The sequence below is a fragment of the Amycolatopsis coloradensis genome (genome assembly GCF_001953865.1).
Lineage (GTDB): Bacteria > Actinomycetota > Actinomycetes > Mycobacteriales > Pseudonocardiaceae > Amycolatopsis > Amycolatopsis coloradensis.
In genome coordinates this window covers 1-20,802 of sequence record NZ_MQUQ01000022.1, presented here as the reverse complement: position 1 = coordinate 20,802, position 20,802 = coordinate 1, and the positions used below count along the sequence as shown (strand labels likewise).

Genomic DNA, 20,802 nt, shown 5'->3' with positions numbered 1-20,802 from the left:
ATCTTGACATACCGACCGTCGGTTGGCTAACTTCATGAAACAAACCGACGGTCGGTATTTTTAGTAAACAGAGGTGGCACCATGCGACTGACCAGCTTTTATCCCGTCCTGATGACCGAGCGCCTCACCGAGACGCGCGACTTCTACCGCGATCACTTCGGCTTCGAGCTCACCTTCGAGGCCGACTGGTACGTCAGCCTCAAGCGCGGCGAGTGGGAGCTGGCGATCCTCGCCCCGGGCCACGGCACCATCCCCGCCGGGTTCGGCAAACCGGTGCAGGGGCTGCTGCTGAACTTCGAGGTCGACGACGTCGACGCCGAGCACCGGCGGCTGGTCGTCGATGCGGGCCTGCCCGAGACGCTTTCCTTGCGCAGCGAGGAGTTCGGGCAGCGGCATTTCATCGTCGCCGACCCCAGCGGCGTGCTGATCGACGTGATCCAGCAGATCCCGCCGACCGGCGAGTACGCCGAGCAGTTCACCGACGAGGCACGCCCGCGCTGACGAGCACGGCCAGGACGAACAGTCCACAAGCGACGGCCGCGGACACCTGGAGTCCGGTGGTGCACGCGGCCCGCGCGGCTTCGAGTAACTCCTCGGCCAATCGCGGTGTGAGGCCCGAGGCGGCGGTTTCCGCTTGCGCCGGCCCGGACACGGCGAGTCGCCGTGCCGGTTCGGAAACGCCGGACGGAACGGCCAGGTGGCCCGCGTACACGGCGGCCGCCAGTGATCCGAACACGGTCGTCCCGAAACCCGCACCCAGTTCGTAGCCGGTCTTTTCCACCGCCGCGGCGCCTCCGGCCTGGTCCGCGGACGTCGCCGAAAGCAGGGTGTCGGTGCTCGAAGTGAGCGCGAGCGCCATGCCCAGTCCCAATCCCGCCAGCCCCAGCCCGAGCACCACCGGTGACGTCAGCGCGGCCGAACCCGACGCCGGGACCAGCAGCGACACCGCCGCGACGGCGAATCCGGCCGTCCGGACGCGAGCGTTGCCGAACCGCTCCAGCAGCGAAGGCGTCACGACGCTGCCGACGGCCGACGCGCCGAGCACCAGGAGCAGCCGGGCGGCGGCCGCTGTCGGGGAGAGGCCGAGGACCACTTGCAGGTACTGGGCGAACAGCAGGCCGAGGCCGACCAGAGTGCTCATCACCAGCAGCACCCCGCCGACAGCGGCCCGCACGCCAGGCAACCGGAACAGCGTGAGATCGAGCAACGGCGGATCGGTCCGGCGCTGGCGGCGCAGGAAGAGTCCGATGAGGACACCGCCCGTCACGCCCGAAGCGACGGCCGGAAGCCAGGAGCCCGGCTGGCCGACGGCGAACGCGATGCCGAGGACACCGCCCGCCGCGAGACCCGCGCTGAGCGCGTCCCACGGCCGCCGCCCCGGCGGATTCCTGGGCAGCCACCGCAGCGCGAGCACCACCGCGGCCAGGATCACCGGCGGATTCAGCAGGAACGTGGCACGCCAGCCCCATGTTTCGACGAGCACCCCGCCGAGGATCGGCCCGAAGACCGAGCCGGTGCCCGCGATCCCACTGCACACCGCGATCGCCGTGCGGCGGCGCCGCTGCTCCGGGAACAGCTCCCGGAGCAGCGACATCGTCACCGGCATGATCATCGCGCCACCCGCCCCGAGCACCGCGCGGAAGCCCAGCAGCATCGGGGCGTTCGGCGCGAACGCGCAGCCGAGTGACGCGATCCCGAACACGACGTATCCGGTGACCAGCACCCGTCGCCGTCCGTACCGGTCGCCGAGGGTGCCGAACGGCAGCAGCAGCGGCGCGGCGGTCAGCGGGTAGATCGCCACGATCCACACCTGCGCCACCGCGCCGGGCCGCAGATCGCGGACGAGGTCGGGCAACGCGACATGCAGCACGGTCGCGTCGACAGCCACGAGGAAGAGCCCGGCGCCGAGTACCGCCAAGAGCGGCCAGGCGCGGTCGACCGCTCGCTCGGCCCGGGCCGTGGTCACAGGAGTCCCGCCAGATGCCTCGCCACGACGTCGACGTGCGGCGGGTCGACGACCGACAGGTGATGGGCCTCGACCGGCACGATCTCCAGACCGGGGCACAGGTCCGCCCAGCCCGCCGCGAGATCCGTGCGGGAATAACGCGGTTCCATCGCCAGTCCGGCCGCGTACTGCTCGACAGCCCGGTACAGCACGACCCGGCCGTCGTAGCGGCGGGGAGTGCCGCGTTCGGCCGCCAAAGTGTCCAAAAAGGACTGACGCTGGTGCCGGAGCACACCGGGACTGAGCAACCCCGCTTCGGCGACCCGCCGCATGGTCAGCTCGATCTGTTCCTCTTCGGGCAGCGGTGCGAGTTCCTCATGTCCTAATCGGACTTCGCGGCCATAGGTCCCTTCGACGTAGCCGGTGAACCGCAGGAATCGCCGGGCGGACGACGCCCGCGGATCGAGGTCCGGCTCCGGCAGTGGAAGCATGGTGTCGATCAGAGCGACGAACTCGACCTCCTCACCTTCCTCCGCGAGCCGTGCGGCGACGCCGTAGGCCAGCGCCCCGCCGAACGACCAGCCCGCCAGCCGGTACGGCCGGTCACGACGGTGCGCCCGCACCAGCGGCAGCAGGTGTTCGACACGTTCCTCGATGCCGATACCGGGAACGCGTTCGAAGCCGATGCACGGCACCGACGCGGGCAGCCGGTCCAGCAGCGGCCGGTAGACGGTGCACGTGCTGCCGCCGGGATGGAACAGCAGCAGCGGCGCGACCCCGTCCTCACCGGACGTCAGGACGTGTACCGGTCCCTGTTCCTCCCGCGTGTCCAGGATGGCGCGGGCGACGTCGGCGATGGCCGCGAGCGAGTCGTGACGCCGGAGTTCGACGGCGTCGACCGGCGTGGCGAGTTCGGTGCTGAGCCCTTCGGCGAGCAGTTCGGCCAGCCGATCCGGGGTGCCGGTCTCGGTCAGCCGGACGTGCGTGCCACCCGCGTCGGCCCCGGTGTGCTCGTGCCACAGCCGCAGCACCAGGCGGTCGGCCGCGTCCCAGGCACGACCCCGGGGCGGAAGCGGGTCCTCGTCTCCGCGCGGCGCGAGATCACGGCTGAGGTCGGCCAGCGTGGCGCCCCGGAGCACGCTGGCGGCGTCGGGTTCGGTGCCGAACTCCCGGCGGACGGCCTCCCGGATCCGGTTCGCCATCAGGGAATCGAGTCCGAGTTCGACGAGGGGGACGTCGGCGTCGATGCGGTCGGCACGCAGGCCCATGACCGCGGCGACGATCTCGGTCAGCCGGTTCCCGCCGGTGCTCCGAGCCGGCTCGGGCTCGGTCGTACGCGCGGCGAACGACGGCGGTTCCTCGGCGGAGGTGTACCAGTGCCGCTCGTGCCGCCACGGCATCGGCGGGACGTCGACCAGGCGGGCACCGTCGTCCGGATCGGCGGGGGTGATCCGCGTTCCCGCGCAGTAGAGTTCGGCCGCCGCGGCGCCCAGCGCGCGGACCTCGTCCTGGCCCCGGCGCAGGGTTCCGGTGACGATCGCGTCGTGGATCCCTTCGGCTTCGAGGGTTCGCGCCACCGATCCGCGCAGGATCGGATGCGGCGACACCTCGACGAAGACGCGGTGCCCGTCCGCGGCGGCGGCCGCCACGGCCTGCCGGAACCGCACCGGACGGCGCAGATGCGCTGCCCAGTATCCGGCGTCGAAGTCCGGCGGATCCGTCGGATCAGCCGAAACCGTGTCGTACCAAGGCACCGCCGGACGCCGTCCGCCCAGTTCGGCGAGCGCCTCCCGGAGCGCGGGCAGGACGGGATCGACACGAGCGGAATGCCCGGCGACCTCGACCGGCAGCCGTCGCGCGGTCAGCCCGGCCGCCTCGAGTTCCGCGACGAGCAGGTCGAGGACGGTGGCGTCGCCTGCCACGGTCAGCTGACCCGGTGCGGATTCGACGGCGAGTTCGATGTCGGGGTACAGCTCGAGTTCCTCCGGCGCCAGTTCCACCGCCGCCATCGCGCCTCCCGGACCGATCGTACCGAGGAGCCGGGCACGGGTCGCGACCAGGTGGACGGCCTCGTCGGGGGTGAGCACGCCGCTCACCACGGCGGCGGCCGCGGAGCCGAGTGAATGCCCGATGACGGCCGACGGCCGTACCCCGAGCGCCTCCCACTGCGCGGCCAGCGCGATCTGCGTCCCGAAGATCGCCGCCTGGGTTTCGGGCAAGGGCAACGGGTCCCCGGTGGTGAGCAGGGAACGCAGCGAACGGCCGGTGTGCTCGGTGAACAGGTCACCGAGTTTGTCGACCTGTGCGGCGAAGGCGGGCTCGGCGGCCAGCAAGCCGAGGCCCATGCCAGGCCACTGGGAGCCGTGGCCGGAGAACACGAACACCGGGCCGTCGGTGGTCCGGGTGGTTCCGACGGCCGCGCCGGCGGGCAGCGGATCGGCACCGGAGCCGACGGCGCGCAGCAGCACCGCCAGTTCCGCGGCGTCCCCGGCGACGACGGCGGCGCGATGCGGTCCGCCGTTGTCCCGCCGGAACAGGGTGTGGGTGACGTCGGCGAGAGAAAGCGGTGACGTGGATTCAAGCCAGTTCGCGAGTTGCGTCGCCCGTTCGGTGAGGCGGTCGCGGGTGCGGGCCGACAGCAGCCCGATCCGGACGTCCGCGCGGTCCGGCGCCGGTTCCGGTACCGGGGCCTGTTCGAGGACGACGTGCGCGTTGGTCCCGCCGAACCCGAAAGCGGACACTCCGGCCGTGGCGCGGCCGGACCGGCGCGGCCAAGACGTCGGTTCGGTCACCACCTTCAGTCGCAGGTCGTCGAACGGGATGTGCGGGTTCGGCGCGGCGAAATGCAACTGGGGCGGTAGTTCGTCGTGGGTCATCGCGAGCACGACCTTGATCAGCCCGGCGATCCCGGCGGCCGCCTCCGCGTGCGCGATGTTCGTCTTCACCGAACCGATCAGCAACGGCGCGTCGGCCGGGCGGTCCTTGCCGAGGACGGCGCCGAGCGAACGGGCCTCGATCGGGTCGCCGAGCAAGGTGCCGGTGCCGTGCGCCTCGACGTAGTCCACAGTGGACGGATCGAGCCGGGCGCCGTGGTAGGCCGTGCGCAGCATGTCCTGCTGGGCGACGGGATTCGGGGCCGCCAGGCCCTGGGACCGGCCGTCGGAGTTGACCGCGGTGGCACGGATCACCGCGAGCACCCGGTCGCCGTCGTACTCGGCGTCCGCCAGCCGCTTGAGCACGACGACGCCGCAGCCTTCCGCACGCGCGATGCCGTCGGCGCCCGCGGCGAACGTCTTGCAGCGACCGTCCTCGGCGAGCAGTCCCGCCGCCGCGAACGCGGCCGTCGGTCCGGGCAGCAGCATGAGGTTCACCCCGCCCGCCAGTGCGAGATCGGCCTCGCCGTCGCGCAGCGCGCGTACCGCGTGGTGCACCGCGACCAGCGACGAGGAGCAGGCGGTGTCCACCGCCATGCTCGGCCCGCGCAGGTCGTAGATGTAGGACAGCCGGTTGGCCGAGATGCTCCCGGCCGCGCCGGTGGCCGTCCACAGGTCCACCCCGCCACCCGCCATCGTGAGGTGCCCGTAGTCGTGGGTGGAGATCCCGGTGAACACGCCGGTCCGGCTGCCGCGCAGGGAAACCGGGGCGATCCCGGCGTGTTCCAGTGCCGCCCAGGCGACCTCCAGGAGCATCCGCTGCTGTGGGTCCATTGTGGACGCCTCGCGCGGGGTGATGCCGAAGTGGTCGGCGTCGAAACCGGCGACGTCGTCGAGGAATCCGCCGACGATCGGCGCCGCGGCCGCGGTCCACCGTCCGGGTGGCGCGGTCCGGACGGCGTCCCGTCCGCTGCTCAGCAGGTCCCAGAACTCTTCGAGACCGTTCGCGCCCGGCCAGCGGCAGCCGAGGCCGACGACGGCGATCGGATCGGTCCGGCGACGGTCCGTGCCGGTCACCTCCGGTTCCGGTTCGGCGCCGCCGGTGAGGGAGCGGGCGAGGTGGTCGAGGGTCGGGCTCTCCCACAGCAGGGTGGCCGGGAGGGGCGTGCCGAGCAGGTCTTCGAGATCCGCGGCGATGCCGACGGCCTGACGGGAGGACAGGCCGTAGTCGCTGAGCGGACGGTCGGGTTCGAGCCGGGCGGGGTCCACGCCGATGTGCTCGGCGACGGTGTCGAGCAGCCAGCGGCGCAGTGCGGGGGTGTCGAGCGTCGGGTTTCTCATCGCACCAGGGCCTTTCCGTAGTCGCCTGCGAGGTAACGGTCGCGGCAGGCGCCGCGCGCGATCTTGCCGCTGGAGGTGCGCGGGACCAGTCCCGCCGGGACGAGCACGACGTCACGCAGGGAAAGGCCGTGCGCGTCGGAGACGAGCCGCCGGATCGAGGCGGCGAGGGCTCGTTCGTCGTCGGTGGTCAGTGCACTGTGGCCGCGGTGTTCGGCGACGATGACCGCGGCTTCGGTGTCGGTGCCTTCGACGGCGAACGAGGCGACACTGCCGGGGCGGATGTCGCGGTCGGCCGAGGCGGCGGTCGCTTCGACGTCCTGCGGGTAGTGGTTGCGGCCGTCGACGATGAGCAGGTCCTTGATCCGGCCGGCGATGTAGACCTCGCCGTCGTACCGGACGCCGAGGTCGCCGGTGCGGAGCCAGGGCCACTCGGGGATCCCCGGGTGGTCGCCGGTCAGCCGGGCGCCGAAGGTCTCGGTGCTCTCCAAGGGTTTCTGCCAGTATCCGGTGCCGACGTTGGGGCCGTGGACCCAGATCTCGCCGACCGCACCGTCTTCCAGCGCGACCCCGGTTTCCGGGTCGACCAGCGCGACGTGCTGGCCGACGGGGACACCGCAGGCGACGAGCTTGAGGCCGTCGTCGGCCTGCCGCGCGACGCCCGCCCCGAGGGCGGCGCGGTCGAAGGTGGTGACCCGCGGGGGCACGCCGGGGCCGGTCGTGACGAAGACGGTCGCCTCGGCGAGACCGTAGGCGGGCCGGGTCTTGTCCGGCGTGTACCCGGACTCGGCGAACGCGGCGTGGAACCGGTCCAGCACCCCGGGGTTGATCGGTTCGGCGCCGTTGACGATCGCGGCGACGCGGTCGAGGCGGAGCCGGGCCCGGTCTTCCTCGCGCACCCGGGTCGCGCTGTAGTGGAAGGCGAAGTTCGGCGCGGCACTCCAGCTTCCCTTGTGGTCGCTCAGCAATTCCAGCCAGCGGACCGGCCGTTCGATGAAGGCCAGCGGATCCATCAGCACCGACCGCATGCCCATCGCCAGCGGGGTGATCAGGCCGAGCACGAGACCCATGTCGTGGAACAGCGGCAGCCACGACACGGTGCTTCCCGCCGGGTCGATGCCGAGCCCCTGCACGGCCTGCCTGACGTTGGCCAGCACGTTCTCGTGGGTCAGCACCACGCCGGCCGGGGTGCGGGTCGAACCGGAGGTGTACTGGAGATAGGCCACGTCGTCCGGCGCCGTGGCCGGGGCGGGCCACGCGCGGACCGGGCCTTCGGCGGGCTGGTCGACCGCGACGACGGCGACGTGTTCGCCGCCGGGCAGTCCGGCGAGGAACTCGCGGACCGCGTCTTCGGCCGCGGCGGTGGTGACCACGGCGGCGGGGGAGCAGTCGGTCAGCACCGCGGCGAGCCGTCCGGCGTGCCCCGGCAGTCCGGGGTCGAACAGCGGCACGGCGATCGCGCCCGCGGTGATCGCGCCGAGGAAACCGACGACGTAGTCCGCGCTCTGCGGGCACAGCACGGCCACCCGGTCACCCGGCCGGACGGGGAGTGCCCCCGCGACGCCGTCGACGCGCTCCTGGAGTTGCCGCCAGGTCAGGGTCTTCCGCCGCCCGGCACGATCGGTCGCGAAGTCGGCGAAGGTCAGCGCGGGCCGATCGCCGTCGACGTCCGCCCAATGCCGGAGGCAGGCGGGGAGGGTGGTGCCGGCCGTGGCGGGCAGGTTTTCGGGGGCCAGGGACATGGCGGTCTCCTCAGTGTCTGGTGGTGAACCCGGGTTCGGCGGGGTCGATTCGGGGTTCAGCGGCCGAGCGGTCCGGCGGCGTGCTGCCAGGCGGCGACGGCGAGGGCGTCGAGATCGAGGCCGGTGGTTCCGGCGTCACGAAGTACGACCAGTACGTCGTCGGCGGCGATGGCGACGGTGCGCAGGCGCAGCCCCGGCAGCTCGGGGGGCTGCCCGGGTAGCGTCAGGAGTTGTTGGTACGAAAGGGTCTTCGCGCTCGGAATGGCGGGCGCGGGTTGGACGGTGACGGTCGACACCGTGGTACCGGCCGCGTCGTCGACCGTCACCTTCGAGCACCGCGCGGCCTGCGCGGCCCACGCCGTCAGGTCGGGCGGGTTCGTCGTACGCGTCACGAGTTCGGAGACCTGCCCGCCGGGTACGGCGGACTGGAAACCCTGACCGGTGGCGGTGGAACCGATCAGCCTGCCGTGGACGACGTCTTCGCAGCCGCCGACGTCGATCCGGCTCTCCGCGCGGTCCGCGGTGGACAGTGCCGTGCCCAGGTCGAAACCGTCGCGCGCGGACGCCTTCGGCACGGTCTCCGGCGGCAGAAGGGCGGCGGGCGGAACAGCCGGAACAGCCGGAACAGCCGGAGGAGGCGGCGCCGCGGCCGCCTGAATCGATTCTCCCGGCAGGCTGGAAATGGTCGCCGCCGCAGCGGCGGAGACGACGAGCGCGCGAATTCGGGCAGCCATGAATAGCCCTTTCGGAAGGGTCCTGATGGGGTCGCGGGTCCCTTCGGTGGGACGCAGGCGCCAGGGTCGCGTCAGTGGACGCCGAACCTGGGCGGCACGACGAAGGCTACGGCGGGAAATCGAATACCGGAAGGTGTCAAGAGAACGTAAATGTCCTTCGTGTACTGGGTGTGACCTGCGTCTTCCGAGCTTCTCGCAGGTGCGCGAGCCTGTTTGGTACCCCTGTGCCAGTGTTGCTCACCGTGCGTGAGCGCCGGGTCACCCTGATGGGGGAGGTGGACACATTTCTTGTTTCCCTGGCATTCACATTGTCCTCCCGGAATGTGGGCAGGACAATTGCTCGGAGGGGACGCTTCCGTTTAACGTGTCGGCACCTCCGGATTGCTTTTGCGGGTAATCGCCGTCACATTTTCGGATTCTGTCGAACGACCGGGACAAAGGATTACGTATGCGCAATACTTCGAGGCGGCTGCGGGCCGTCGCGCTGCTGGCGGCCGTGACGTGCTCGCTGCCGAGCGTCGCCGCCGCCCCGGCACTGGCCGGAAGCGGTGTCCCGGACGCCCGAGCCGACGACGGCTCACACGTCGTGGCCCAGACCACTGTGGACGGTGATCCGCGGATGCTGGACCTCACCGTGCGCTCGGTCGGTGTCGGGAGCTACGCGATGGTCCGGGTGATCCTGCCGTCGGGATGGGACGCCGAACCGGAGCGGAAGTGGCCGTCGGTGTACCTGCTCGCCGGGGAGACACGCTTACAGGACTACCGCGGCTGGACGGCCAACACCGACATCCGGAAGCTCGCCGACGATTCCGGCGCGCTGGTGGTGATGCCGGGTTCCGGTTCCGCGGGGTTCTTCTCCGACTGGTGGAATCACGGCAAGGACGTCGTCCTCAATCAGTGGGAGACGTTCACCGCGGTCGAGATCCCTCAGCTGATCGACCGTGGCTATCGCGGAGACGGCAGGCGGGTGGCGGCGGGGCTCTCGCTCGGCGGATACGGCGCGGTGGAACTCGCCGCCCGGCGGCCGGGGGTGTTCCGGTTCGCCGGGTCGTTCAGCGGCAACCTCAACCCCACCGGCCCGTTCGGCGAGTTGCTGACCAGCGCGATCGTCGCCTCGGCCCGGCAGGATCCCGAGGCGCTCTGGGGCGACCGGAGGCGCCAGGCGTCCCGCTGGGACGCGCATGATCCGCTGGTGAACGCCGAGCGCCTGCGCGGCACCGAGCTGTACCTGTCGACGGGCAACGGCCTGCCGGGACCATACGACGGCAAGCTCCCGATCGACGTGCTCCCCGGCGCGATGCTGCTCGAGTTCCTGTGCTCCGGCCAGACCACCGCGATGGCGGACCGGCTGAACCGCCTCGGTGTCCCGGTCATGACCGACTTCTACGGGCCGGGCACGCACCACTGGGCCTACTGGCAGGACCAGTTGCACAAGACGTGGCCGCGGATGCTGCGCGCGCTGTCGGCGCCGGTGAAGACGGGGGAGGCGTCGTGACTCGTCCGTCCTTTGTGGTCACCGGGGCATCGAGCGGGATCGGCCGGGCCTGCGTGACCGAACTCGTCCGGCGGGGCGCCCATGTCTGGGCCAGTGTGCGCACCGACGCGGACGAGACCGAACTCGCCCGCGTGTACGGCGAAGCGGTCTCCGTGTTGCGGATGGACCTCCGGGACGCGGCGTCCGTCGCGGCGTGCGGGGAGAAGGTCGCGGCGGCGGGACCGTTGCGGGGCTTGGTGAACAACGCGGGGATGGCGCGCCCGGGACCGCTGGAACATGTCCCGCTCGAGGACTTCCGGCAGCAGCTGGAGGTCAACGTCACCGGTCAGCTCGCCGTCACGCAGGCGATGTTGCCCGCGTTGCGCGCCGCGCCGGCCGCCCGCGTGGTGACGGTCGGGTCGATGGGCGGGCGTATCGCCGGGCCGATGGTCGGGCCGTATCACACGTCGAAGTTCGCCCTGGTCGGCTTGACCGACAGCCTGCGCGCCGAGCTGGCGCCGTCCGGGATCGGCGTCGTCCTGGTCGAGCCCGGCGCGGTCGCCACTTCGATCTGGCCACGCGCCCGCGCCGCCGCCGAGGAGGTTCGCGCCGCGTTGCCGGAGGTCGCGAGGGAAAGGTACGCGGCGCAATTGGACGAGGCGGAGCGCAGTGCGGAGCGTTCCGCGCGCGACGGTGTCCCGCCGGAACGGGCCGCGCGGGTCGTCGTCCACGCGCTGACCGCCCGTCGTCCGGCACCGCGGTATCTTCTGGGCCGGGACGCGCGGATCGCGGCGGTGCTGGCGAACCTGCCGTTCCGGCTCCGTTATCGGCTGACCGCGGCGAAGCGATGAGCAGGCTCGTCGTGATCGTCGCACCCGGTTCGCGCGGCGACGTCCAGCCGTGTGTCGCCTTGGGCCGTGGTCTGGCCGCCGACGGCGATCGTGTGCGGGTGCTGGCGGCGGAGCGGTTCCGGCCGCTGGTGACCGGCCACGGCCTGGACTTCGCGCCGCTTTCGGCCGACCCCGGTGAAGTCCTCGGTTCGGACGGCGGACGCGAATGGACCGAAGGCGGGCGTAATCCCGCGACGTTCCTGCGCGGGCTGCGGGGCGCGTTGGCCCCCGTGATGGAGCGCCTGCTGGCGGATGTCCACAAAGGAGCGTGCGGGGCGGATCTCGTGCTCGCCCCGACGCTGGGTTTCCTCGGCGCGCACCTGGGTGCCTCGCTCGGCGTGCCCGATGTCGAACTGCACTACCAGCCGAGCGCGCCGACCCGGGCGTTCGCGCATCCGTTGCTGCCGTGGTCTGCCAAGCTCGGCCCGTGCGGCAGGCGGCTGAGTTTCCACGCCGTCGACAGCGTCGCCTGGCAAGTGCTGCGTCCCGAAGTGGACCGCTGGCGCGAGCACTCACTCGGACTGCCCGCGGCCGGGGTGCGCGGACCACGGCGGAAGGAAACGCCGGTGCTGTGCGGCTTTTCCGACGCCGTCGTGCCCCGGCCGAAAGATTGGCCCACCAGGGTCCACGTCACCGGATACTGGTTCCTCGAGACTCCCGCCGCGTGGAGGCCGGACCCGCGCCTGCGCGACTTCCTCGCTTCGGGGCCGCCGCCGGTATACGTCGGTTTCGGCAGCATGCGGCCGTCGGAGGCGGAGCGGACCTTCGCCGCCGTCCGCACGGCGTTGCGCCGAGTCGGGCTCCGAGGTCTTCTCGGTACCGACGCCGAGTACGCCGACGACGATCTGCTGACGGTCCAGGACGTCCCGCACGCGTGGCTGTTCCCGCGCACCGCGGCGGTGGTGCATCACGGCGGCGCGGGCACGACCGCGGCGGCGTTGCGGGCGGGTGTCCCGGCGCTGGTCTGCCCGGTCTTCTCCGACCAGCCCTACTGGGGAGACCGGGTGTCCCGTCTCGGTGCGGGCCCGCGCCCACTGCCGTTACGGGACGTCACCGCGGACGCCTTGACCACGCGACTGCTGGAACTGTCCGGCAACCTCCTGTTCCGCCGCGGGGCGCAGTACGTCGCCGCGCGGCTGCGCGAGGAGGACGGGGTGGCGCGGGCCCGCGAGGTGCTGCGGGACGTCGGTCAGCGTGTCTCCGCGAGGTAGGTGGTGAGGCAGTCGAAACAGGACTGCCAGCCGTCGACGTGCTCGTCGCGCTCCGTCACGGTTTCGAAGATCGCTTGGTGGAAGGCCATTTCGGTTTTGCCGCCCCGGTCGGAGAGGACGATCGTGACGAGGGTGTCGTGGCCCCGCGCGCCTTCCGGCTCTTCCCAGGCGAAGCTGAAGACGAGCCGCTCCGGCGGGACGATCTCGTGGTAGACCCCCGAGGCCCACAGGTCGGTCTCGCCGTCGCTGACGCAGAGCCGCCAGCGGCCGCCCTCGGCGAGGTTGACCGTGCAGGACTTGGTGCTGAACCCGGCCGGGCCCCACCAGCGGGCGAGATGGTCCGGATCGGTCCACACCCGGAAGGTGAGCTCGCGGGGCGCGTCGAGAAGGCGGGTGATCGTCAGGTCGGTCATCGATTCTCTTCCACGACGAGGGTATTCAACCAAGGGGTTGAACTGTAGTGGGTTGGGGGGTGGTGTCAAGGCGCAAGTAGTCGGCTGGTTGCGGAGTCGCCGCCGGTCTGACTGGTGGGCTAAGTCAGCCGGGCCCCGTGCTCGTGTCGCGAAAGCCACTTTCGGGACATCAGACGTCGCGAAAGTGGCTTTCGCGACATGCCCGACAGCTCACTCGCAACGTTGGTGGGGGCGGCCGCGCCACCTTCGCGGTCCCGTCCACCGTGCAGCAACGCGTGCTGCTGTACGGCATCGTTGGCACGCTGGTGCTGCGAGGGACATCACCGAGGAGCCCTATCTCGTGTTCGCGACCAACGCCTTCGCCTTGCTTGGCCTGCGTGCCCTCTACTTCGTGCTTCGTTCGGCGCTGGCGAAACTGGTCCACCTGAACCACGGCCTCGCGATCATTCTCGCCTTCATCGGGGTGAAACTGGTGCTGCACTGGGCACACGGGATCTGGCCGGGAGTGCCGCAGGTGCCGACGCCCGTCTCACTGGGGGTGATCATCGCCGTCCTCGTCACGGTTTCGTTCACCAGCCTGTACGCGCGCCGTCGCGAAGCCGCGCGGGTGACCCAGGAGTGAGCATGATCACCGGACTCGTCGTCGGCGTCCTGATCGATCTGGCGGCCGCCGCACTCTTCCTCGCCGCGTTGCTCCTGGTCTTCGCGGCGATGCGGCCGCGCCGTCCGCCACGCGGACCGTGACCGTGATCGCATGGTGGCGTGTCGGGCGGCCGAACCGGCGGCAGCTCCGGTACGGCCGCTACGCTCCCGGTGGTTGAGAAGACAGCCGTCTTCTGTCCGCACGCCGGAAATACCGGTGAGGAAAGGTGGCTGTCCGTGTCCAACGCCGTGCGTCACGGCGAGCAGGTCCCACCTCGTAGACCTTCGCCGCAGCTGGACCGGTTGCACGTCCTGCTCGTCGAGGACGACGACGGCGACGCGCTCCTGGTCGAAGAGATGCTCGCGGACGCGGCCGAAAGCCTCGAACGGGTCATTCTCGACAGGGCCACGACGCTCGAACAGGTTCTCGCGCGGCCGATCACCGCCGACTGTGTGCTCCTCGACCTCCAGCTGCCGGACGCGACCGGGCTGGCCGGCCTGACGCGGTTGCGGCAGCACGCGCCGTCCACCGCCGTGATCGTGCTGACCGGCCGCGAGGACGAGGCGCTCGGGGTGTCCGCGCTGGGCGCGGGCGCTCAGGACTATCTGGTCAAGAACCAGGTGGACGGTCAGTTACTGGCGCGGACACTGCGGTACTCCTGGGAACGCAGCCGCGCCGAACGTGTCGAGCAGCAACTGCTGCAGCACCAGTTACTGGCCAGGGAGAACGCGCGCCTCGAACGCGGGCTGCTGCCGACCCCGCTGGTGACCGACCCCCGGCTCGGCCTCGCCGTCCGGTACCGGCCCGGCCGGAACGGCGCGCTGCTGGGCGGGGACTTCTACGACGCCGTCGAACTTCCCGACGGCACCCTCCAGCTGGTCATCGGTGACGTCTGCGGGCACGGCCCGGACGAGGCGGCGCTCGGTGTCGCGCTGCGGATCGCCTGGCGTTCGGTCGTGCTCGCCGGGCTGCCGATGGCGGAAACGCTGGCGATGGTGGAAAAGATGCTCCAGCACGAGGCGCTGGGACCGCTGTTCGCCACCGTCTGCATGATCACGGTCGCCCCGGACCGCCGGTCCCTGCGGATGACCCTCGCCGGTCATCCGCAGCCGCTGCTGGTCGACGAGTCCGGCGGCAGGCTGCTGTCCAGGGAGGCGCTCGGCCCGCCGCTGGGCGTCGCGCCCGGCGCCGGGTGGCGGGAGCTGACGGTGCCGATGGGGCCGCGATGGTCGCTGCTGCTCTACACCGACGGCCTGTTCGAAGGCCGCGTCGAGGGCAGCGGGGAACGGGTCGGGCTCGAACGGATGGCCGCGGCCGCGCTGAACAGCCTGACCATCGAGGGGGGTTCCGCCGCGGCGCTGGACAACCTGATCAGCGAGATGGACGTCCTCCACGGCGGACCGCTGGACGACGACGTCGCGCTGGCCCTGCTCACGTTCGACGCCGAGGAGACGCCTCGATGAAATTCGATCCCGCACCCGGCGTCTGGTCGATCAGCCGCTGGTCGGTGCTGTCCGGCGTGATCGCGTCGCTGCTGCTCGGCGTCGCGATCGTGGCGGGCTCACTGGCGCTGGCGAGCCTCACCGACTCCCGGGCCAGGTTGCTGGACGTGACCGGACCGCAGGTACTGCAGGCCACCTCGCTCTCGACGGCGCTGCTGAACCAGGAGACCGGTGTCCGCGGCTACATCCTGGCCGGGCGTGCCGAATTCCTCGAGCCCTACCGGGACGGATTGCGGGCACAGGACGCGGCGGTCGGCCAGTTGCGACACCTTGGCGCCACCCCCGGCACTCCCGCCGGTGACGATCTGGACCGCGTGCTCGGCGCCGCCACGAACTGGCGGCAGAAGATCATCGAGCCGGTACTGGCAGGCGCTCCCATCACCGGCGCGCAGATGGACGCGAGCAAGCCGCTGTTCGACGACGTCCGCGGTTCCTTGAGTGTGCTGCAAAGCCGGCTGGAAGCCGAACGGCTGGACGCGCGGGAGGACCTGTCGTCCTCCGCCGATGTCCTGCGGGCCATGCTCATCGTGATCGCGGTCCTGCTCTGCGCGGCGGTGGCGCTGGTGTTCTTCCTGCTGCACCGGAAACTGATCAAACCGATCCGGCAGCTGGCCGCCGAGGTGAGCGACGTCGCGCAGAACGACATCCACCGCCCGGTCCGCGGCTCCGGCCCGCGGGAAATGCGGGTGCTGGCGTCCGATGTGGAATCACTGCGGTCACGGATCCTCGACGAGGTCACCCTTCTGGAGCGCGCGCAGGAGACGATCGCCGTCCGGACCCGCGAGCTGGAGCGGTCGAACTCGGATCTCGAGCAGTTCGCCTACGTCGCCTCGCACGATCTCCAGGAGCCACTGCGCAAGGTGGCCAGCTTCTGCCAGCTGCTCCAGAAGCGCTACCAAGGGAAACTGGACGAGCGCGGTGATCAGTACATCGGGTTCGCCGTCGACGGCGCGAAACGGATGCAGGCGCTGATCAACGATCTGCTCGCGTTCTCCCGGGTCGGGCGCAAGGAGAACGAGAACGCGGTACTCGAGACCGGGGACCTGCTGGACACCGCACTGGCCAATCTGGACGACGCCGTCACCGAGTCCGGCGCCCGGATCACCCGCGGTGAACTCCCCGCCGTGCGGGGGGAGAAGTCCTTGCTGACGGCGGTCTTCCAGAACCTCGTCGGCAACGCCCTCAAGTTCCGCGGGGAGGATCCGCCGGAGATCGAAATCGCCGCCGAGCGTGACGGCGACGAGTGGCGTTTCCGCGTCACCGACAACGGGATCGGCATCAGCACCGAGTACGCCGAGCGGATCTTCGTGATCTTCCAGCGCCTGCACGGCCGCGGCGACTACCCGGGCACCGGGATCGGGCTGGCCCTGTGCCGCAAGATCGTCGAACACCACGGCGGGCGGATCTGGCTGGACACCACCGGCACGGCCGGGACCCGGTTTTGCTTCACCCTGCCCGCACCACCGGCGCCGGAACCGGCGACGGCCGAGAACTCCAGCGAAGGAAACGAACAAGCATGACCGAGTCCTTGGAGCCGATCCACATCCTGCTGGTCGAGGACGACCCGGGCGACGTCCTCATGACGCAGGAGGCGTTCGAGCACCACAAGATCCGCAACACCCTGTCGGTCGTCTCGGACGGGGAACAGGCGCTTCAGTTCCTGCGCCGCGAGGCGCCGTACGAGGACGCGCGGCGTCCCGGGCTGATCCTGCTCGACCTGAACCTGCCCCGCAAGGACGGCCGCCAGGTGCTCAGCGAGGTCAAGGCGTCACCGGAGCTGCGCACCATTCCCGTCGTCGTGCTCACCACGTCCGAAGCCGAGGAGGACATCCTCCGCAGCTACGACTTGCACGCCAACGCCTATGTCACCAAGCCTGTCGACTTCGATCGGTTCATCGAAGTGGTACGCCAGATCGACAACTTCTTCGTGACCGTGGTGAAACTGCCCCGCTGACCTCAGGGAAAGCGCAGCACGGTGATCCCGGCCGGCACGAAGAACAGCACCACCAAGGTACCGCTGTGCTCGCCGGACGAACTGCTCGACGACGCCGGTCAACCGCACACCGCAGTCGGCGACGACGGTGTGCTTACCCGCCTCGATCCGGATGAACTCGACGTCGCGGCCGCCCACGAGCGACGTTCGCGCTGACAACTCAGGGGCGGCCCGTCACGCGGGCCGCCCCCTGTCGCGGGATCAGGACTTGCGGTGCTTGCGCTCGTCGTCGTCCGTGACCTCGAACTGCTCCTTGCGGACCTTGCCGGAGATCGTCTGGTCCTCGGTGACGGTCTCCGTCTTGAGCCTCGCCCGCTCCACCTCGACGGTTTCCTTGCCCACCACCGGTTTCTCGGCGTGCAGCACGACCTCGGTCTCGTCCTCGGCGATCTCGGCCTTCCCGCCGGATCCCTTCGTGATCGGTTCCCGTTCGATGCGCACCTCTTCGTGGCTGACGGGGACGGTCACCTGCTGCTCCTCGGTGACGACGTACTTGCGCAACCGGACGTGGCCGGTCTCGACCTGTTCGGTGCCGACCTTCAGCCGCTCCTCGGAACGCGTCATGCTGCGCTCGGCGTCCCGGTCCTTCCGGCCGGCGTCCGCGTCCATGCCGGGCTTACCGCGGCCGGTGCCGCCCCTGCTCACGGCCGCGTCGTCCATCCGGCCGTCCGGCGACGTTCGCGGCATCGGCAGCCCGTAGTGCTTGTACAGCTGCGCGCTCTCCTCCATGGACAGATGCCCGTCGGCGTCGATGCGGGGCGCGTCGGAGACGGCCTCCTTGTCGACGCGGACGTGCACGCCGTCGTTGTCCGTGTGCGCGCCCGAAAGCGGGACGAAACTCTCCTTGGTGCCGAACAGGCCCGTCTTGACGGTGATCCATTCCGGTTGGTGCGTCGCATCGGCGAGGTAGACGTTGCCGACCTTTCCGAGCTTGTTGCCCGTCGGATCGACCACGGCACTGTCGATGAGTTCCTGCGGCTGCATGGTCTTCGCCATCGGCTCTGCTCCTCCCGAACGATGTTGCTGCTGAGAAGCCCACCGTCGGCCGGGCCGGTGATCATGGCAACCGTCGCGGTGTACCTGTGGGTGACCCCCGAAAGTGAGGGTTTGAAGCAGCGTTGACGGGCTACGTCCGGGGTGTCGTCGCAGGTGAAAGGGGGGTACTAGGGGTGAGGGGTGGTCATGGGTTGGTGCGAAGGTGTGGATCTCCCGCTCGCCGGAAAACCGGATGCGTGGAGCCGGCGCCCTGCCCTACCCTCGTGATCGTGATGCAGCAACTGCTGTTCCTCTGAGGAACGACGCCTCCACCGGTACCGCGAGCCGCGGTACCGGAGTTCGTTCTTCCTGCTCATCACTTTCGCTGGAGGCAGTTCGTGTCATCCTCTCTTTCGCCCGCGCCACTGCGCGCGGCGCACGTCCGCCTGTCCGACGTCCACCTGTCCTTCGGGAGACGGCCGGTGCTCTCCGGGGTCGACCTCGCCGCCGCCTGCGGTGATCGGGTCGCCATCGTCGGGGAGAACGGCCGCGGCAAGACCACCTTGCTCCGGGTACTCGCCGGTGAGCTGGCCGCAGACCGCGGCGAGGTGCATCGCGCGGGCTCGGCCGGTGTCGCCGACCAGCGGATCCCGCTCGGGGCGACCGACACCGTCGGCGCGCTGATCGATCTCGAACTGGCCGCCGTACGCGGTGCGCTGGCTCGTCTGGAGGCGGCAACGGTCGCGCTCAGCGATGGTTGTCCCGGCGCGGACGACGTCTTCGCCGCCGCGCTCGCGGAGGCCGAGGCCCTCGACGCGTGGGACGCCGACAGGCGGGTCGAGGTCTCGCTGGCCGCGTTGAACGCCGTCGACGACCGTGACCGTCCACTGGGGACACTGTCGGTCGGGCAGCGTCACCGGGTCCGGCTGGCCTGTCTGCTGGGTGCCGGACATGCCGTCCTGCTGCTCGACGAGCCGACCAACCATCTCGACACCGCCGGGCTCGATCACCTGACCGAACGGCTGCGCGCTCACCCGGGCGTGGTCGTCCTGGTCAGTCACGACCGGGCGTTGCTCAAGGACGTGGCCACCACGGTGATCGACCTCGATCCGTCGAGCGACGACCGGCCGCGGGTCTACGGCGGTGGCTACGCCGCCTACGTCGAGGCTCGCCGAGCCGAACGCGCTCGCTGGGAGTCGCTGCACGCCGAGCAGATCGCCGAGCGGCAGCGGCTCGCCGTTGACCTCTCGTCGGCGCAGAACCGGCTGCGGGACAACTGGCGGCCGCCCAAGGGCACTGGCAGGCACGTCCGCGCGACCCGCGCGCCGGGGCTGGTCCGGGCGGTCCACCGTCGGCAGGAGGAACTGGCCGGGCACGTGGTGGCCGTCCCGCCGCCGCCCGCCCGGTTCGCCATGCCCGAGCTACCGGGGCGTCGCGGGGCGAACCTGCTCCGCGCCGCCGGGGTCACGGTGACCGGGCGGCTCGCGCGTCCGGTCGAGCTGGCACTGGAAAGTGGCGACCGACTGGTGGTCACCGGGCCCAACGGCGCGGGCAAGTCGACTCTCCTTGCCGTGCTGGCCGGTGATCTGGAGCCGAGTACGGGCACCGTCACACACTCGCGAGCGGCACGCATCGGGCGGCTGGGGCAGGAGTCGGACCTGCCGGGCAGGCGTACGGCGACGGAGCTTTACGACGAACAGCTCGCCAGGGCCGGGACTTCGGGACCGGGGCTGGGTGAACTCGGCCTGCTCGCCGGATACGACCGGCGACGGCCGGTGGCCGAACTGTCGGTCGGCGCCCGGCGGCGGCTGGACTTGGCACTGATGCTGGCCCGTCGTCCACACGTGGTGCTGCTGGACGAGCCGACCAACCACCTGTCCGCCACGCTCGTCGACGAGCTGACCGCCGCACTCGGGACCACCCCGGCCGCGGTGGTGATCGCCACGCACGACCGGCAGCTGTCGCGGGACACGGCGTCCTGGCCGAGGCTCGCGTTGTGAGCCGTCACCCGCGGTGGGCGATGGTGTAGCGCACGGTCTGCGCCAGCACCACGCTCCCGTCGGGCTCGCGCAGCGGCTCGAGTTCCGCGAGCACGGCCTGGCGTACGGCGTCGAGGCGGTCTTCCGGGACCAGCTCCCAGAACAGCCGCTGGCCGTGCGACCACGACCAGGTGATCCAATGCCCGGGGTCGGCGAACTTCACCGGATAGACGCGTTCCACGGACGTGACACCGGTGAAGCCCGCCGACTCCACGGCCTGGCCGAAGCCTTCGACGGTGGCGAACAGACCGGATCTGACGGCGAGGGTCCAGGCCAGCTCCGGCGGCACGAACGGTTTGAACACCTCACGCACGGCCGCCCACCGGGGATCGTCCGCGCCGAACGTGGTCACACCCGCCCGGCCGCCCGGGGTGACCAGGCGGTGCCACGACCGCAGACCGGCGACCGGATCCGGCAGGAAGAACACCACGAAGGACGCGAGGAGCACGTCGAAGCCGGCGTCGGGCAGCGTCGGTTCTTGGGCGTCCATAAGGGAAACCGAGACATTGGCCAGTCCGCGGTCCTCGATGTCCTTCGCGGTGCGCTCGATCATCGCGGAGGAGAGGTCGATTCCCAGCACCGATCCGCCCGCGCCGACCCGCGCGGCCGCGGGGAACAGCACCGCGCCACGTCCGCAGCCGACGTCCAGCACCCGCTCGCCGGGGGCGACCCCGGCACGATCGAGCAGTTCGCGGGCGAACACGCCGAAGAAGTCGACGCCGAGGGCGTCGTAGGTGTTCGCCGTCCGGTCGAACAGCAGCGCCATCGCCTGCCGGGTGTACGCGCTCATGCGCAGGACGATGACCCGGCGCACTGCCGTTGTCAAAGGAAGGGGCGGGATTTGTCACCCCGCTTCGATCGGCGGCGACTTGAACGCTGAGCTGAAGGGGAATCCGTCTCACACGCTTGAAAAATCAGGCAGCCGCTGACGCTGACAGGACGATTCGGCTCACTGAGCTTCACATGATTTTCACGGAATCAACCGTCTAGTGCCGTATCAAGCAACGTTGGGTAGGTAATCCGGTCGGCG

At 70.7% G+C, this 20,802-nt stretch carries 16 protein-coding genes and 1 pseudogene; 10 read left to right on the top strand and 7 right to left on the bottom strand.

The features are described from left to right. Nucleotides 1–81 precede the first annotated feature (81 nt). On the top strand, nt 82–501 hold the full coding sequence (locus BS329_RS35570; protein ID WP_076167205.1) for a VOC family protein: 420 nt from the start codon (nt 82–84) through the stop codon (nt 499–501). On the opposite strand, the gene BS329_RS35565 is transcribed toward BS329_RS35570, so the two are convergent. The 4 genes from BS329_RS35565 to BS329_RS35550 are packed head-to-tail and all read right to left on the bottom strand — an operon-like array spanning nt 476 to nt 8,632. Further along, entirely contained in the window at nt 476–1,966 is a 1,491-nt protein-coding gene (locus tag BS329_RS35565; protein ID WP_076167203.1) for an MFS transporter, read from the bottom strand. The genes BS329_RS35570 and BS329_RS35565 overlap by 26 nt on opposite strands. Further along, entirely contained in the window at nt 1,963–6,159 is a 4,197-nt protein-coding gene (locus tag BS329_RS35560; protein WP_076167202.1) for a type I polyketide synthase, read from the bottom strand. Before BS329_RS35560 ends, BS329_RS35565 begins: the two co-directional genes overlap by 4 nt. Further along, nucleotides 6,156–7,898, bottom strand: coding sequence for a fatty acyl-AMP ligase (locus tag BS329_RS35555; RefSeq protein WP_076167200.1), 1,743 nt, complete (start codon nt 7,896–7,898; stop codon nt 6,156–6,158). Before BS329_RS35555 ends, BS329_RS35560 begins: the two co-directional genes overlap by 4 nt. A gap of 56 nt (nt 7,899–7,954) precedes the next feature. Continuing rightward, the gene (locus BS329_RS35550; RefSeq protein WP_076167198.1) at nt 7,955–8,632 is read right to left on the bottom strand and encodes a hypothetical protein; all 678 of its coding nucleotides are present in this window, start codon (nt 8,630–8,632) and stop codon (nt 7,955–7,957) included. 448 nt (nt 8,633–9,080) lie between these two features. Between BS329_RS35550 and BS329_RS35545 the strand changes: the two genes are divergently transcribed. The 3 genes from BS329_RS35545 to BS329_RS35535 are packed head-to-tail and all read left to right on the top strand — an operon-like array spanning nt 9,081 to nt 12,207. After that, nucleotides 9,081–10,127 carry an alpha/beta hydrolase gene (locus tag BS329_RS35545; protein WP_076167197.1) on the top strand — a complete coding sequence of 349 codons (1,047 nt, stop codon included), beginning with the start codon at nt 9,081–9,083 and terminating at the stop codon, nt 10,125–10,127. Beyond that, the gene (locus BS329_RS35540) at nt 10,124–10,957 is read left to right on the top strand and encodes an SDR family NAD(P)-dependent oxidoreductase (RefSeq protein ID WP_076167254.1); all 834 of its coding nucleotides are present in this window, start codon (nt 10,124–10,126) and stop codon (nt 10,955–10,957) included. Before BS329_RS35545 ends, BS329_RS35540 begins: the two co-directional genes overlap by 4 nt. After that, entirely contained in the window at nt 10,954–12,207 is a 1,254-nt protein-coding gene (locus tag BS329_RS35535; RefSeq protein WP_076167195.1) for a glycosyltransferase, read from the top strand. The genes BS329_RS35540 and BS329_RS35535 overlap by 4 nt, the downstream gene beginning before the upstream one ends. Here BS329_RS35535 and BS329_RS35530 read toward each other — a convergent pair. Continuing rightward, the gene (locus BS329_RS35530) at nt 12,186–12,620 is read right to left on the bottom strand and encodes an SRPBCC family protein (RefSeq protein ID WP_076167194.1); all 435 of its coding nucleotides are present in this window, start codon (nt 12,618–12,620) and stop codon (nt 12,186–12,188) included. The two genes, BS329_RS35535 and BS329_RS35530, sit on opposite strands and share 22 nt — an antisense overlap. Before the next feature lie 307 nt (nt 12,621–12,927). On the opposite strand from BS329_RS35530, the pseudogene BS329_RS35525 reads away from it, so the two are divergent. The 5 genes and pseudogenes from BS329_RS35525 to BS329_RS44235 form a co-directional block, all read left to right on the top strand. Then, nucleotides 12,928–13,242, top strand: a pseudogene (locus tag BS329_RS35525) (TerC family protein); the annotation flags it as partial. Nucleotides 13,243–13,499: 257 nt separating this feature from the next. Next, nucleotides 13,500–14,726 carry a PP2C family protein-serine/threonine phosphatase gene (locus BS329_RS35520; protein WP_084750599.1) on the top strand — a complete coding sequence of 409 codons (1,227 nt, stop codon included), beginning with the start codon at nt 13,500–13,502 and terminating at the stop codon, nt 14,724–14,726. Continuing rightward, nucleotides 14,723–16,285, top strand: coding sequence for a sensor histidine kinase (locus BS329_RS35515; protein ID WP_076167192.1), 1,563 nt, complete (start codon nt 14,723–14,725; stop codon nt 16,283–16,285). The genes BS329_RS35520 and BS329_RS35515 overlap by 4 nt, the downstream gene beginning before the upstream one ends. Beyond that, complete coding sequence (locus BS329_RS35510) at nt 16,282–16,719, top strand: response regulator (RefSeq protein WP_076167190.1); 438 nt, start codon at nt 16,282–16,284, stop codon at nt 16,717–16,719. The genes BS329_RS35515 and BS329_RS35510 overlap by 4 nt, the downstream gene beginning before the upstream one ends. Before the next feature lie 21 nt (nt 16,720–16,740). Further along, the gene (locus BS329_RS44235; protein WP_208619330.1) at nt 16,741–16,914 is read left to right on the top strand and encodes a hypothetical protein; all 174 of its coding nucleotides are present in this window, start codon (nt 16,741–16,743) and stop codon (nt 16,912–16,914) included. A 45-nt stretch (nt 16,915–16,959) separates the two neighbouring features. On the opposite strand, the gene BS329_RS35500 is transcribed toward BS329_RS44235, so the two are convergent. Continuing rightward, nucleotides 16,960–17,754 (bottom strand): DUF2382 domain-containing protein, encoded by a 795-nt coding sequence (locus BS329_RS35500; RefSeq protein ID WP_076167189.1) that lies wholly within the window; start codon nt 17,752–17,754, stop codon nt 16,960–16,962. Between the two features lie 377 nt (nt 17,755–18,131). Here BS329_RS35500 and BS329_RS35495 point away from each other — a divergent pair, with 377 nt between their 5' ends. Beyond that, the gene (locus tag BS329_RS35495) at nt 18,132–19,733 is read left to right on the top strand and encodes an ABC-F family ATP-binding cassette domain-containing protein (protein WP_076167187.1); all 1,602 of its coding nucleotides are present in this window, start codon (nt 18,132–18,134) and stop codon (nt 19,731–19,733) included. Nucleotides 19,734–19,737: 4 nt separating this feature from the next. Here BS329_RS35495 and BS329_RS35490 read toward each other — a convergent pair whose 3' ends face one another. Beyond that, nucleotides 19,738–20,562: a class I SAM-dependent methyltransferase gene (locus BS329_RS35490; RefSeq protein WP_076167251.1), complete on the bottom strand. Its 825-nt coding sequence runs from the start codon at nt 20,560–20,562 to the stop codon at nt 19,738–19,740. Nucleotides 20,563–20,802 lie beyond the last annotated feature (240 nt).